We start from the raw sequence: 12,319 nt of genomic DNA on the forward strand, positions 1-12,319 counted from the left end.
ACGCGTAGAAGACACGCGCCCCGTCACGGCCCGACCACCACCGCGTGGCCACACCGGAGACACCGGACGATGTCCACGCCGTCTCGCTCGACGATCTCCAGCAGCGCGTGGTGCTCACCCAGCTCGGCGACCGTCGTGAGGATGCGGTCGGGCGTCATCGGCCCAGCATCAGGACCCACCACCCACGAGCGACTGGGCGCGCGAAACCGCCCCCGAGAGGGCCGAACTGATGCGGAAGTCGGTGAACCGGCGGACGAGCAGGTAGCCCACGCCAGCGGACAGGCCGATGCCGACGACCTGCTGCCCGGGCGTCGCACCGCCCGTGCCGACGCCGCCGCCACGGCCGCCGAGCGGCCCGCCCAGCAGCGACGACTGCTGGAGCGACTCGGTGTAGTTGAACGTCGTGCCGTTGGCCGTGTAGTTGCCCGTGAGCGCGCCGTCGGCCGCCTCCGAAGCGTTCCCGGTCACGGCGTCGGCCACACACCACGTCGCGTAGCCGGCGGCCGTGTCGAACTGCCGGTCGCCGCTGTACGAGCTGTCCCCGTGCGAGACGTTGAACGTGAGGCTCGTCGTCTCGTAGGACGGGTCCCAGTACTCGATGAGGAGCCCGGTCGTGCCATCCGTGAGGACACACTCGCCGGCGATGCGCGGGCCAAAGCCGTCCGATGCGGTGTACGTCACTGTCGGGCCGGGCCCATCGTCACTGTCGCCGTCAGGGCAGGACTGGAGGTCCCCGTCGTTGTCCCGGTCGAAGGGGTCACATGGTGGGTTGAGTCCATCGGGCCCGGAGACGCTCCCGCCGCTGGTCCCGCCATCGGTCGCGATGGGCGTGGCAGTCGGCGAGGTCGCCGTGCCGGTCGCGGTCGGCGTGGCCGTGCCGCCCTGGTCGCCGACGCTGATCAGGTAGGGGTCCGGCGCCGACTTGTTCGCGCGCCAGCCCAGCGACTCCCACCGTGTCGACCGGCCGCCGCTGGTCGCGACGACCTCGACGCGGTACGGGTCGCCGTTCGCGAGCCGGACGCTCGCTTTGCCGTAGGCGTTGATGTCCTTCTGGGCAATCTCGTTCCAGTCGCCGGGGCCGGCCGTGAACGTCGTGCCACCCGGCAGCGGGAACTCGATGGCGCGGTCGAAGCGGTAGACCGTCAGCTCCGACATCGAGGGTGGGTAGGTCTGCTTGGCGGCCTCGTCGAGCTGGAACTCGCGGACGAACGTCCCGCTCTCGAAGAGTGTCAGGTCAACAGTTCGCGGGGAGCCGCTGACGGTGATGGATTTCGAGGCGTTCTGGTAGCCGTCGGCGCTCGCCTGGACCGTGTACTCGCCGTCCGAGACGGCAGAGAAGCTATAACTCCCGTCGCTTGTCGCCGTGGTAGCTTTGACCACCGAACCAGATTGTCGCAACTCGACGGTCGCATCATTAATGCCGGAGCCGTCGGCCGAGATTGTGCCGGAAACCTCTACACCGAGACTGCCAGTTGCGCTGCCCGGGTGCCCCAGCGTCCGGAGCATCGCCCGCGTCCCCGACGAGTCCTTGGTATGGTCTGTGTCTAGCGCATAGACCGAGTTGTCCACACTCCCGACATAGACCGTCCCGCCCGCGACCGTCGGCGAGGAGTATACGGTGCTCCCAGTCGAGTAGGACCACTTCTCGTTGCCCGTCGATGCGTCGAGCGCATAGATCGAGTTGTCGTTGCTCCCGATATAGACCGTCCCGCCCGCGACCGTCGGCGAGGAACGAAAGTCACCCCCCGTCGAGTACGACCACTCCTCGTTGCCGGTCGATGCGTCGAGCGCATAGATCGAGTTGTCATCACTCCCGACATAGACCGTCCCGTCCGCGACCGTCGGCGAGGAGCGCACGAGGTTCCCGGTCGCGTATGACCACTCCTCGTTGCCCGTCGATGCGTCGAGCGCGTAGAGCGAGCCGTCGTTGCTCCCGACATAGACCGTCCCGTCGGATACTGTCGGCGAGGAGCGCATGTAGCTCCCCGTCGTGTAGGACCACTCCTCCGTGCCGGTCGATGCGTCGATCGCACGGACTGTGCCGTCGCCGACCGCGACGTATACCGTCCCGCCCGCGACCGTCGGCGAGGGGTATAAGTCGCCCCCCGCTGCATACGACCACTCCTCGTTGCCCGTCGATGCGTCGAGCGCATAGACCGAGCCGTCGTTGCTCCCGACGTATACCGTCCCGTCCACGACCGTCGGCGAGGAACGAACGTAACTCCCCGTCGAGTAGGACCACTCCTCGTTGCCCGTCGATGCGTCCAGCGCATAGACCGAGTTGTCGTAGCTCGCGACGTATACCGTCCCGTCCGCGACCGTCGGCGAGGAACGAATGTCGTCCCCCGTCGAGTACGACCACTCCTCGTTACCCGTCGATGCGTCCAGCGCATGGACCGAGTTGTCGTAGCTCCCGACGTATACCGTCCCGTCCGCGACCGTCGGCGAGGAGTATACGTTGCTCCCTGTCTCGTACGACCACTCCACGTTCCCAGGCGCGACCGTGGTCGTATTGTCAGCGGCAACAGGTGTGGACCCAATGGCGACTGTGCCGGTGGCCGAGAGCATTACGAGCGCGACGGCACCTAGCGCCGCAGCCTGCTCCCGCTCGACAGCAGACAGCCGACTGGTAACTCCTCGACCGACCGAGACGAGCTCGTCGAGGACCAGCTGCGGGTCCGGCCGGACGACCAGGACCAGCGCCAGCAGCGCGACCGCCCCAGCCTCCTGGACGAGGACGGCCCAGCGCAGCGTCTCGGGCAGGCCCGCGGTCGCGATAGCGTAGACGTTCGCGAGCCCGTCGAGGGCGAGCGCGGACGAGACGAGCGCGCCCAGGTGCCAGTACTGCACGCGGTCACCGTGCGTCTGGTCGCGGGCGGCCGCGACGCGCAGCGCCCAGAATATCGTCGCGACCAGCAGCGGCGTCCCAGCTGCCCACGTCGCGAGTCCGAGATGCTCGATCACGCCCGCGGAGACTGGGTTCACCTCGCGAGCCGCTGCGGCGCCGACCATCACGAGCGTCGTGACGACCGCCAGCCACGAGCCGAGATGGCCCGCTATCTCCGCGAGTCGGAGTCGCTCCCGTTCGATTCCGTTACCGTCCGCGTGTTGGATGTCACTCATGGTTGTGTCAGAGGCCGCCCGCCAGCGAACCGAGCAGTTCCAGAAGCTGTGCGACCACTCCGCTATCGAGCGAGAGCGCGCCCGTCGCGATGCCCGCCACCGCCCCGATGGCGAGTACGCCAGCGACCACGCTCCCGATGCGGAGCCACCGCGCGCCACCGATGAGCAGCGATGAGAGTTCGCGGCTGTACCAGAGACCAGCCAGCAGCAGCGCCACCGCGCCGACCGAGACACCACCGATGCCGAACTGGTCGAACAGGAATCCGACCGCGGCCTCCAGTAGCTCGACGACTACCACGAACCAGCACCCCCCTCGGGCTCCCAGGTTAACCACGCGCGCGTACGGGCCCTGTCAGTGAGCTGGTACGTGGCGCCCTGGCCTCGGCTGTTCAATCCGGGGGTGGCCGCGGCCTCAGAGCGCATCGAGCGCCACCTCGCGTTCCGGGTAGGAGATGGAGATCTCGCCCTCGAACCCGTAGGTTCGGTATGGGTTCGGCCACGAGATCGGGACGAAGTTCATCGAGTTCCACATCACCGCCTCGCCCTTGCTGAGACCCGAGCTGTAGTTCGGGTAGATGGGGATAGAATCGGGGAGGCCAGTCAGCGAACCCGAGGGGCGGGGCGTCTCGGGCATCGTCATCCAGAGCCGTTCCTTCTCCCGCACCGTCTCCTCGAACGTCGCCAGCGAGTGCGACATGAAGACACAGGAGAGGTTCTTCTTCCGGGCCTTGCCGAACGCCTCGGCGAAGCCCTTCACCTTCGTCTTCGTGTCGTTGGCGTCGTTCTCCGGGCGGATGGGCAGCATGTCGCCCGCCTCGTCGATGACCGCCGTCGTCGGGTGCAGCGTCACGTCCTTCTTCGCGCGGGCGTGGACGAGCCCGTGCATCCACTCGACGAGGTCCGTGTTCTCCTCGGTGTCCTCGGCCTCCCACGCCGATGTGAACGAGGCTTCGACGAGGCGCTCACACCCCCGGAACTTCGGATCCGGGAGCACGCCGTAGATGGCGCCCGGACAGGTCTGCTCCAGCAGGTCGACCGGGTCCGTGTACGTCAGCGTATCACGGAACACGTCCGTCGGCTCGATGGCAACCCTGGGCAGGCGGTCGTCGCGAGGGACCGCCTCAACCGTCACCTCGACACCGGCCGGCATCGCGAGCGTCGTGAACGGAGCGAGCGGGAGAATCTCGCACTCGTCCAGCGTGAGCTGCCAGAGGACGGTCTCGTTGTTGATCTCCGTCATCCGCGCGCCGGCCAGGAAGTTCGCCGCGCTCGTCTTGCCCTTCCCCGGCTTCGAGTGGGCGTGCCAGCCGATGCCGCCGTCGTCCATCGCGTCCAGCACCTCGCGATTCTCCGGTCGCGAGAGCCACTCCATCACGCGCTGGCGGGTCTCCGGTTCGTGGTCGAACCGGCTCAGGTCGCCCCGTTCCAGTGCCCAGATGTCCGCGTCCGAGACGTGGATGAGTGCGTTCAGATACGCCGACGGGTAGCGGTACGCCGGGTGGTTCGACGTCTCGGCGCCTTCGAGCACCTTCCAGAACGGCTTCGCACCGAAGTGCTGGTAGATGGACTCGCCGTCGTGGTGGCGATTGCCCTGTGCGTCGAGGCCGAACGTGCCGCCGCTGTCGTGGTAGTAGGCTTGCTTCGAATCGTCGTGCGACTCGAACTCCTGGCGGACCCACTCGCGAACCTCGTCGGGACCGCCGGTACTGTCGATCTGGGTGCGTGCGTGACTCATGGTCAGGTAGAGAGGGGGCCGTGGCTCTCGCTCACGGTCTCGACTGTTTCCTCGGCGCCCGCCTGGAGGGTGCGGACGCCGCGGTTCATGGCCGGCAGCAGCACCGTCGCGGCGAGATTCTCACGCGCCGTGCGGGCGGGCCCATCATCGGGCGGCGCGACTAGCGGGTCGTACCCCATCGGCGTGTAGCAGCAGTACTCCAGGAACGATGCCGGCAGGTGGCCCTCGGTAGCCGGCTGGAGGTCATGCACCCACAGCCGGATGGCCTCGCGGTCGGCGAAGCCGTCGAACAGCGCCAGCAGCGCCTCGCGTTGGGCGCTGTCGGTCGCCGACAACTCGGGCCGCATCGCGATGAACTTCTGGCGCTCCGGATCCGGCGTGCCGTCCTTCTCGTCGGTCTTCTCCGAGTCCGTGTACTCGTGAACGCGGTCCCGAACCCGGTGGAACGCGGTTCGGAACGCGCGGTGGAGCACCATGTCCCCCAACTGACCGCGCCGGAACTGCTCCACCTCGCCGTCGCCGACGAGATCCTCGAGCACGTCGGGCCGCAGTGCCACCGCCCGGAACCAGTCGTCGGGCAGGTAGCCCAGCGACCGCACGGCGACCTGCTGGAGCCACAGGAGCACGTCCTCGCGGGTATCGAAGCCCGCATGGAGATGCTCGATACACTCGCGCTGGTCGGCGGCGAGCTTCCGGAGCGCCGGGCGTCGGCTCTCAGTCATCGGCCGGCACCTCCTCGTCGCTCGTCTCCGGCTCGGTGTCCTGGAACTCCTCGTAGACGTCATGCATCTCGCCGTTGACGCCGGCCGAGTAGCCCCGCATCAGGCTCATCGCCTGCTTGATCGGCTGGACGCTGGCCTCGCCGAGCTTCTGCTCCATCTCCTCGAAGGTCTGCGCGTCCTCGGTCCCCTGCCGCATGGCCACCATCGAGGCGTGGACGCTTTCGAGATGGACCGGCGCGAAGTCCGCCCGCGCGTGGGCGTCATGCTTCGGGCCGAACATGCCGACCAGTAGTGCCGTCGTGAGCGCCCCGACACCGACGAGCGGGCTCAGTGCGAGGCCGGCCAGCGCCCCAACGGCAGCAGCGCCGACACATGAGACCAGGATACGGTCGACGTTCCAGGCGCGCTCGGTGACTGGCTCGCCGGCCTCGTCGAGCACCGTCTCGCCCTCGTCGGTCGTCTGGACCGTCGAGCGCTTCCAGGCGAACGTGAAGCCCTCGGGTTCGATATCGAGAAGCTGGTCGGCGTCGGGGGCGAGGTAGATCTTCTCGTCGACGCTGCCCTCGTCGACCTCGACCATCGCCGCCCGCTCGTCGTAATTCAGGAAGGTCGCGGGCTGGCCGACCAACCGGGCCAGGAACCGGAGCGGGCCCGTTCCGACGACCGCGTAGCCGCCGTCCGGGAGCTTGACGACGCGCTTCGTCGTCTCTCGCTCACCGATACGGCCGACGACCTCCTCGCCGCGTGGCGAGGTGGCCTCTTCGACCTTCGGCTGGACGAAGCGGACGCGCTGGACGTTCTGCTGGAACGTCTCCAGCATGATGAGCCACGCCAGCACCAGCACCCAGAGCGCGATGGCCCACGGATTCGCGACGACGAAGTTCGCGATGCCGGCGTAATCGATGAACAGCGCCAGGCCGGTGGACACCGACCAGCCGATAATCCAGGGCGTGTACCCCCACTGCGGACCGACGCCGGCGATGGCCATCGCCTTCCGGATGGACCACCCGCCCGTGATGAGCCCGACCAGGAGGAGCCACCCGAAGTCGAAGATGACCGAGCGCAGGTAGTCGCCCTGCGAGTCGATGCCCGCCGACTGGGTGGTCGCGACCGAGTGATGGCCGAAGACCCACCGCGTCTCCGGGTTGTCGGCCAGCCACATCGTCACGCGGACTGGGTCCTCGTGACGCTGCAGCGGGACCTCGATGGTCGGCCGGCCGCGCTGGTACTCCAGGGTCTGCGTGTGGGCGCTGACGTTGGCCGCGTACCGGACCGACTCCGTAGAGTTGCCCCGTTGGACGGTCTTCGTCCTGGGCTCCCAGTAGGCGATCTTCAGGTCCGCCGAGCCGGACTCGAGGGCGAACGTCCGGAGGTAGACCTCGTTCTTCTTGACCGTCTGCATCCCCTGGGCGCCGACGTACTTCCAGTTCGAGTTGTCGGGGGCGCCGCCGCTCCCGGCCGGCCACGCAATCAGCCACCAGAACCGCTCGTCGGCGAGCCGGAGGCTCTGGGCATCCGCGGCGACCGGCTGGCCGCCACGGGACAGCTCCTCGATGGTGGGACCGTCGGACTCAGATTGGCCCCCGCCCCGGTTCGTCTCGGGCGTCGGCGTCGCCGTCGACGCTGGACTCGCGGTTGGGGTCGAGGTCGCTGGCGTCGCGGTCGGCGTCGACGTGTTCCGGTCCTCCTGCGGGGCGGCGACGGCGACCGCCGGCGCGACCGACGCGATGAGTGCGAGTGCGGCCAGCGCCGCAGCGACGCGGGCTCGCACGGTCAGTAGGCCCCCGTGATGGCCGCCATGAGGCCCGACACCAGCGACTCGACGGCCTCTGGTGCCACGACGACCGCCGTCAGTACCGCGCCGACGATGGTCAGCAGCACCGCCGCTCGCGTGTCGATCTGGATAAACGTCGCCATCAGTCGCCAGCACCCCCGTTGGGCGGGCTTGGCTGCGTGCCGTCGATACTGGATGGCGGGTCGGCTGCCGCCGACCGTGTCACCGAGACCTCCCGTACCGCGGGGTCGGCCTCCTCTGGCCACGTCCACGGCTCGGGGGCTGAGCGACCGTACCGCTGCGCTGCTGGTGTCGCCTCGGCCGCTGAGGGCTGGCCGAGGATGGACATGATCCACTGGCCGTCTCGTGTCGGGCCCCGCCAGCGGTCCGTTGCGCGTCGGCAGCGCCGGCACTCGTGGACGTGCGCCGGCGTCCCTTTGCACAGCGTCGTGTCGATCATGAGGCCGAAGCCGACGAGCCCGCCGACGGCGAGGGCGAGTCCGGCGACCGGTGAGTTGCCGCGGACGCCCAGCGCACCGGCGTAGATGGTCACTGCTGCCAGGAGGAGGTACGTCGCGACCGGAGCGAGGTGTCCGGTCTCGCGGAGCGCCTCGATAGCGCCCCACGACCGGTCCCAGTCCCGCTCACGAAGCTCCTGTTCGAACGCCGCCGGCACGGCCAGACCAGCGTACTGCGTGCCGTGCGTCACGACTCACGCACCTCCACGATGCCGATGGCCGCAACCAGCGCCAGCGGGATGAGTGCCAGCGCCGGTTGGTCCATGATCTCCGGCGAGAGGGACAGTATCCATCCGCCGGCGACGAACGCCGCCGCGGCCACGCCCGTCACGAGGAAGGAGACGTAGCCCTGGCGGCCACCGTACGAGAGCGCGATGCTGGGGTCCTCGTCCCTCCCGGCGACCGCCCGCCGGTAGGTGTACAGGAGCAGCACTCCCGTTGTGACGAGTGCGATGCCGTACCGCGCGCCATCGACCACGGCTGGGAGCTGGTCAAGAGGCATCGCCGTACACCTCCGAGAGCAGGAAGGTCCCGGCGACCGCCATCAGCGCAATGCCGACGTACTGGTCGACGGTCAGCCGGATGGTCCCCGAGAGCACGCCGGCCCCGAGCCCGATGCCGGCGAGATTCGAGACGATGAACGGATGGCTACCGATGAACTGGGTGAGCATCGCGACGATGTCGACGCCCTGGATGATGGCGATGCCACCAGCCGTGATGACGCCGCCAGCGATCATCCCGAGCCACCGAGCGGTTCGGTTGGTTGCCCACTCGAACCGGTCGTCCGTTGACTCGGGGGCGTTCAGGTACGCCGCGATGTACCGGGCTGCCAGCACCAGGATGGCGCCGCCAAAGATGACGATCAGCAGCGTCACCGCGTCCGTCACCTGAATGCCGAAGAGTTCGGCCATCAGGTGCCACCTCCGTTGGTTCGGCCGCGCAGAACGGCCGGCGATGCCTCCGGTCGTGAAGTTGTGATGTGTCTCATCGGTCGTTGAGCCAGGTTTCCGCACGGTCCTTGAGCCGATCCAGCTGCACTGCGACGAAGATGATAGCCGCGCCGAGCAGCGCGGGGCCACCGTACTGGCCCAGCCCGACTCGCGGGAAGATCTCGCCCGCGCTCACCGCGATGGCCGGGAACCAGTACCCGGACGTAGCCGAGATGAGCGTCCAGACCGGCTCGAACCAGCCGAAGCTTAGCCCACCCAGCAGGCTCACGAACGCCGAGAGCTGCGTGATAGGGTGGAAGACGGCCTCTTTCGCTTGTTGTGGAACTGTCATCGTCCGAGAAGTGCCATGATGCTGCTGCCGCCCGGGACCAGCGCCAGCCCGGCCACGGTGACTCGATACAGGACGAACAGCGTCACGCCCGCCGCCGCCATCGCGACCAGTGGTCCGGCCGGGCCCGCGCTCTCGACCACGGCGACCAGTGACTGTTGGAGCCCGCGCAGCGCGCCGAGGAGGTCGAACCCGACGAACGCGAACGCGACCACGAGTTGGCGCTGCACCCAGGCCAGCCCGCCGACCAACAGATCGAACGGGAACAGCACCGCGCCGATGAGGAACTCGAAGAACCCGAAGAGCACGGACACGACGAAGCCCGAAACCACCGAGATGACCAGCGCCGCCGGATTGCTCGCGAAGCGCCGCAGGAAGCGGGCGGTGCCGCTGCTGAACTGCTTCGCGACTTCCGTCGAGGTCCCGAGGCCGGGGCCGATGGGAATCAGCGTGATACCGTCGTCGTCAGGCACGACTGATCACCCAGCGGAAAACGAACACGGCCGTCAGTCCGATGCCGATGGCTACGACGAGGCTGGCCGGGCCGGCCTCGAGGACGAACATCCAGGCTGCCAGGAAGCCCTCCTGGACCAGGACGCCAGGCAGCCCGACGAGCAGGCTGACGACGCTCGCGAGGAAGTTGCCGAAGCCGGCCAGTAACGCGAGCGGGACATCGAAGATACCCAGCACCAGGCTGGCCACGCCAGTCAGGAAGGCCCCGAACGTGGCGCCGATGCCGACCTGTGCGATGCGGCCGAAATCGGGCGTCTGGAAGCCGTTCGGGCCCACACTGAGGAAGTCGCTGACCCTAACCACGACCAACCACCCCCGGTTCGCGGGCCGTCATCATCCGGTCGGCACGAGCGGTGGTCGAACGCATCGTCACTCCTCCTGTGCCTCCTCGGCGTCCTCCGCGCCGGGTGTGGGGATATCCAGGCCGCTCCCCACCAGCGGGAAGAAGTTCGTCGTCTCTTCCTCGCTCACGAACGCGATGATGACGTAGCCGCTCAGCGCGACGATGCCGAACGCGATGGGCAGTGAGAGCGGACTCGCGAACAGGCCGCCGGGGCCGATCGAACGGGCGCTCCCGATGGCCCCGAAGTCGATGACGATGCCGAACGATGCCAGGAAGGACTCGGTCAGGCCCGCGGCGCCACTGGCGAACGCCGCCATCGGCTTGATGAAGACGTCCGCGAGCGTGAGAATGCCCGACGCCAGCGCGCCGCCGATGGCCAGCAGGATGGCGCTTAGGCCCTGGAAGATGACGCCGCCGATGCTTCCGGCGTTCTTCGCCCGGTCGAACAGCCGCCGGACCCGTGGCCCGCCTGCGCCGGACGCCGACATCGTCAGCTCCCGCCTCCGAAGATCTTCCCGAGGCCGAGCGCGGTGATGGCCGCGCCGATGAGGCCGGTGATCTTCCCGAGCGTCGTGCTCAGGAACCCGCCGGACTTCCCTGTCGGGCCGCCGGCGACGGTGCCGCCCTCCTGGAACACCGCGTCAGCCTCGGAGCTCGTGTAGACGATCTCCATCCCGACCGCGGCGTCGTGGTCGCTGGACGCCGAGATGTCCGTCGCGAGTTCGACGCGATCACCGATGGCACCGTTGAACTGGCTGGTGGCGCCGGTCGTCGATGCCTCGGAGTAGTTGCCGGCGTAGCCGGTGGCGTAGTCGACGCTGATGTACTGGCTGCCAGGCTGGCGCTGCTCGGCCACGAGGTCGAGCGTGCCGTGGGTCACGTCGACCGGTGCCGGGATGTCCCAGACCGCGAGCGGCTGGCCCTCCAGCCGGTCGGAGTAGCTGGCGTAGTCCTCGGCGTCGGTCATGGTGACGTTCGAGCCGTCAGCCATCGAGAGCGGGTAGTTGACCGTCGCGTCACCCGCCCCGACGACGAGGTCGTGGACGTGGGCGTCGCCCCAGTGGTCCGCGAGCCCGTCGAGTGAGCGGAAGCGGACGGTGCCGCCGTCGACGTTCGTTCGGGTCTCGGTCTCGTAGCGGTCGTCCGAGTCGGCCTGATACGCGACCGTGCCGAAGGCCATCGTCTCCTTCGCGGAGACATCCATCCCGGTCAGGGCGAGGTCAGCGTCGGCGTCGGTGACGTTGAGTCGGACCGTGTCGATCTCCGACAGCGTCCCGTCGCCCGTGCCCTGGACCCCGTTGGCTGAGACCAGCGTGTCCACACGCGTGCTCGCGTAGAAGGCGCCGGTCTCGTTCGCGAAGGTCTCCTCATCCGCGTCGGCCGCGCTCTCGGCGATGGTCGCATACGCGTAGTCACCGTCCGTGTCGACGATCTCGACGCGGACGGTCGCGCCGCTGTCGAGCGTGTTCAGCTCGCCCGCCATCGTGACGACGCGCTTGCGGGCGTCGTCGAGCGAGACGTTGTCGCTGTAGCTGAAGAGCACCGTGTCGCCGGCGGTCATGCTGCCGTCGGTCGCCAGCTGCGTCGGCGCCGCGCGGACGTTGGGCGCGCTGCCCCACTCCGAGACGCTGCCCTTGGCCGACGCCGAGCCGCTGACCGACCAATCGCCCTCCTCGGCGACGAACGACTGGCCCTCGACGTTGGCCTCGTCGTCGGTGACGGGGCCGTAGAGGTCCGGGTCGTCGATGTACGCCGGCGACACCTCGATGGGCGCGTCGGCGTCCGAGGTGTTCACCTCGGCCGGGAGGTCGGTGTTGCTGCCGTCATCAGCTTCGTAGGCGAGCGGGTCGGTGCCGTGCTCGCCCATGCGATGCTCGGCGATGGTCACGTCGGTCTCTTCCACCCAGACGCGCGGGCTCTCGTCGCTGGTCGTATCGATGGGTGGGGCACCGTTCTCGCGTTCGTCGTGGTCGGCCATCGCGACCGGCGCGACCATCGCGGTCGCGAGGAGGATGGCGATCAGCGCGATGAAGCCCTGCTGGACGAGCCGTCTCATCGGCGCTCCTCCACGTCGAACACCGCCTCGATGAGCTCGGGGTCGACCGACGCGAGGTCGCCGACCTCAAGCGTCGAGGCGATGTCGGCCTGCGCTGTCATGGAATCAGTACTACTGGGTCGTGCCTCCCCGGAAAAGGAGGTCGACGGGGGCTCTCGCCGTCCGTCTGGGGTTGCGCTCATGGATTGCGCTCCGCCCACGGCCCAGGGCCGCGGGCTTCCAGCAATCCAGTGGTGGAAAATATGTCAACTGTCGGA

Annotated in this window: 15 protein-coding genes; all 15 read right to left on the reverse strand. The window is 68.4% G+C overall.

The window, feature by feature from the left end; genetic code table 11:
* Positions 1-23 precede the first annotated feature (23 nt).
* Complete coding sequence (locus P2T62_RS05990; RefSeq protein WP_276260575.1) at positions 24-158, reverse strand: hypothetical protein; 135 nt, start codon at positions 156-158, stop codon at positions 24-26.
* Positions 159-168: 10 nt separating this feature from the next.
* Positions 169-3,123, reverse strand: coding sequence for an outer membrane protein assembly factor BamB family protein (locus P2T62_RS05995; RefSeq protein WP_276260576.1), 2,955 nt, complete (start codon positions 3,121-3,123; stop codon positions 169-171).
* Positions 3,124-3,130: 7 nt separating this feature from the next.
* Complete coding sequence (locus P2T62_RS06000; RefSeq protein ID WP_276260577.1) at positions 3,131-3,421, reverse strand: hypothetical protein; 291 nt, start codon at positions 3,419-3,421, stop codon at positions 3,131-3,133.
* Between the two features lie 114 nt (positions 3,422-3,535).
* Entirely contained in the window at positions 3,536-4,858 is a 1,323-nt protein-coding gene (locus P2T62_RS06005) for a hypothetical protein (RefSeq protein WP_276260578.1), read from the reverse strand.
* A gap of 2 nt (positions 4,859-4,860) precedes the next feature.
* Positions 4,861-5,580 (reverse strand): hypothetical protein, encoded by a 720-nt coding sequence (locus P2T62_RS06010; protein ID WP_276260579.1) that lies wholly within the window; start codon positions 5,578-5,580, stop codon positions 4,861-4,863.
* Positions 5,573-7,351 carry a hypothetical protein gene (locus P2T62_RS06015; protein WP_276260580.1) on the reverse strand — a complete coding sequence of 593 codons (1,779 nt, stop codon included), beginning with the start codon at positions 7,349-7,351 and terminating at the stop codon, positions 5,573-5,575. Before P2T62_RS06015 ends, P2T62_RS06010 begins: the two co-directional genes overlap by 8 nt.
* Positions 7,352-7,353: 2 nt before the next feature.
* Positions 7,354-7,497: a hypothetical protein gene (locus P2T62_RS06020; RefSeq protein WP_276260581.1), complete on the reverse strand. Its 144-nt coding sequence runs from the start codon at positions 7,495-7,497 to the stop codon at positions 7,354-7,356.
* Positions 7,497-8,063: a hypothetical protein gene (locus P2T62_RS06025; protein ID WP_276260582.1), complete on the reverse strand. Its 567-nt coding sequence runs from the start codon at positions 8,061-8,063 to the stop codon at positions 7,497-7,499. The genes P2T62_RS06020 and P2T62_RS06025 overlap by 1 nt, the downstream gene beginning before the upstream one ends.
* Entirely contained in the window at positions 8,060-8,374 is a 315-nt protein-coding gene (locus tag P2T62_RS06030; RefSeq protein WP_276260583.1) for a hypothetical protein, read from the reverse strand. Before P2T62_RS06030 ends, P2T62_RS06025 begins: the two co-directional genes overlap by 4 nt.
* On the reverse strand, positions 8,364-8,783 hold the full coding sequence (locus P2T62_RS06035; protein WP_276260584.1) for a hypothetical protein: 420 nt from the start codon (positions 8,781-8,783) through the stop codon (positions 8,364-8,366). Before P2T62_RS06035 ends, P2T62_RS06030 begins: the two co-directional genes overlap by 11 nt.
* Before the next feature lie 73 nt (positions 8,784-8,856).
* On the reverse strand, positions 8,857-9,153 hold the full coding sequence (locus P2T62_RS06040; RefSeq protein ID WP_276260585.1) for a hypothetical protein: 297 nt from the start codon (positions 9,151-9,153) through the stop codon (positions 8,857-8,859).
* On the reverse strand, positions 9,150-9,623 hold the full coding sequence (locus P2T62_RS06045) for a hypothetical protein (RefSeq protein ID WP_276260586.1): 474 nt from the start codon (positions 9,621-9,623) through the stop codon (positions 9,150-9,152). Before P2T62_RS06045 ends, P2T62_RS06040 begins: the two co-directional genes overlap by 4 nt.
* Positions 9,616-9,966: a hypothetical protein gene (locus P2T62_RS06050; RefSeq protein ID WP_276260587.1), complete on the reverse strand. Its 351-nt coding sequence runs from the start codon at positions 9,964-9,966 to the stop codon at positions 9,616-9,618. The genes P2T62_RS06045 and P2T62_RS06050 overlap by 8 nt, the downstream gene beginning before the upstream one ends.
* Before the next feature lie 66 nt (positions 9,967-10,032).
* The gene (locus P2T62_RS06055; protein ID WP_276260588.1) at positions 10,033-10,494 is read right to left on the reverse strand and encodes a hypothetical protein; all 462 of its coding nucleotides are present in this window, start codon (positions 10,492-10,494) and stop codon (positions 10,033-10,035) included.
* 2 nt (positions 10,495-10,496) lie between these two features.
* A complete protein-coding gene (locus P2T62_RS06060; RefSeq protein ID WP_276260589.1) occupies positions 10,497-12,062 on the reverse strand; it encodes a hypothetical protein in 1,566 nt (521 codons plus the stop codon).
* Positions 12,063-12,319: the final 257 nt, after the last annotated feature.

Source organism: Haloglomus litoreum (assembly GCF_029338515.1).
In the GTDB taxonomy this organism is placed as follows: domain Archaea; phylum Halobacteriota; class Halobacteria; order Halobacteriales; family Haloarculaceae; genus Haloglomus; species Haloglomus litoreum.

Bases quoted from the DNA above. Each gene is read 5' to 3' on its own strand.
- P2T62_RS05990 (WP_276260575.1), bottom strand. From the start codon at position 158: ATGACGCCCGACCGCATCCTCACGACGGTCGCCGAGCTGGGTGAGCAC.
- P2T62_RS05995 (WP_276260576.1), bottom strand. From the start codon at position 3,123: ATGAGTGACATCCAACACGCGGACGGTAACGGAATCGAACGGGAGCGA.
- P2T62_RS06005 (WP_276260578.1), bottom strand. From the start codon at position 4,858: ATGAGTCACGCACGCACCCAGATCGACAGTACCGGCGGTCCCGACGAG.
- P2T62_RS06010 (WP_276260579.1), bottom strand. From the start codon at position 5,580: ATGACTGAGAGCCGACGCCCGGCGCTCCGGAAGCTCGCCGCCGACCAG.
- P2T62_RS06020 (WP_276260581.1), bottom strand. From the start codon at position 7,497: ATGGCGACGTTTATCCAGATCGACACGCGAGCGGCGGTGCTGCTGACC.
- P2T62_RS06030 (WP_276260583.1), bottom strand. From the start codon at position 8,374: ATGCCTCTTGACCAGCTCCCAGCCGTGGTCGATGGCGCGCGGTACGGC.
- P2T62_RS06035 (WP_276260584.1), bottom strand. From the start codon at position 8,783: ATGGCCGAACTCTTCGGCATTCAGGTGACGGACGCGGTGACGCTGCTG.
- P2T62_RS06040 (WP_276260585.1), bottom strand. From the start codon at position 9,153: ATGACAGTTCCACAACAAGCGAAAGAGGCCGTCTTCCACCCTATCACG.
- P2T62_RS06055 (WP_276260588.1), bottom strand. From the start codon at position 10,494: ATGTCGGCGTCCGGCGCAGGCGGGCCACGGGTCCGGCGGCTGTTCGAC.
- P2T62_RS06060 (WP_276260589.1), bottom strand. From the start codon at position 12,062: ATGAGACGGCTCGTCCAGCAGGGCTTCATCGCGCTGATCGCCATCCTC.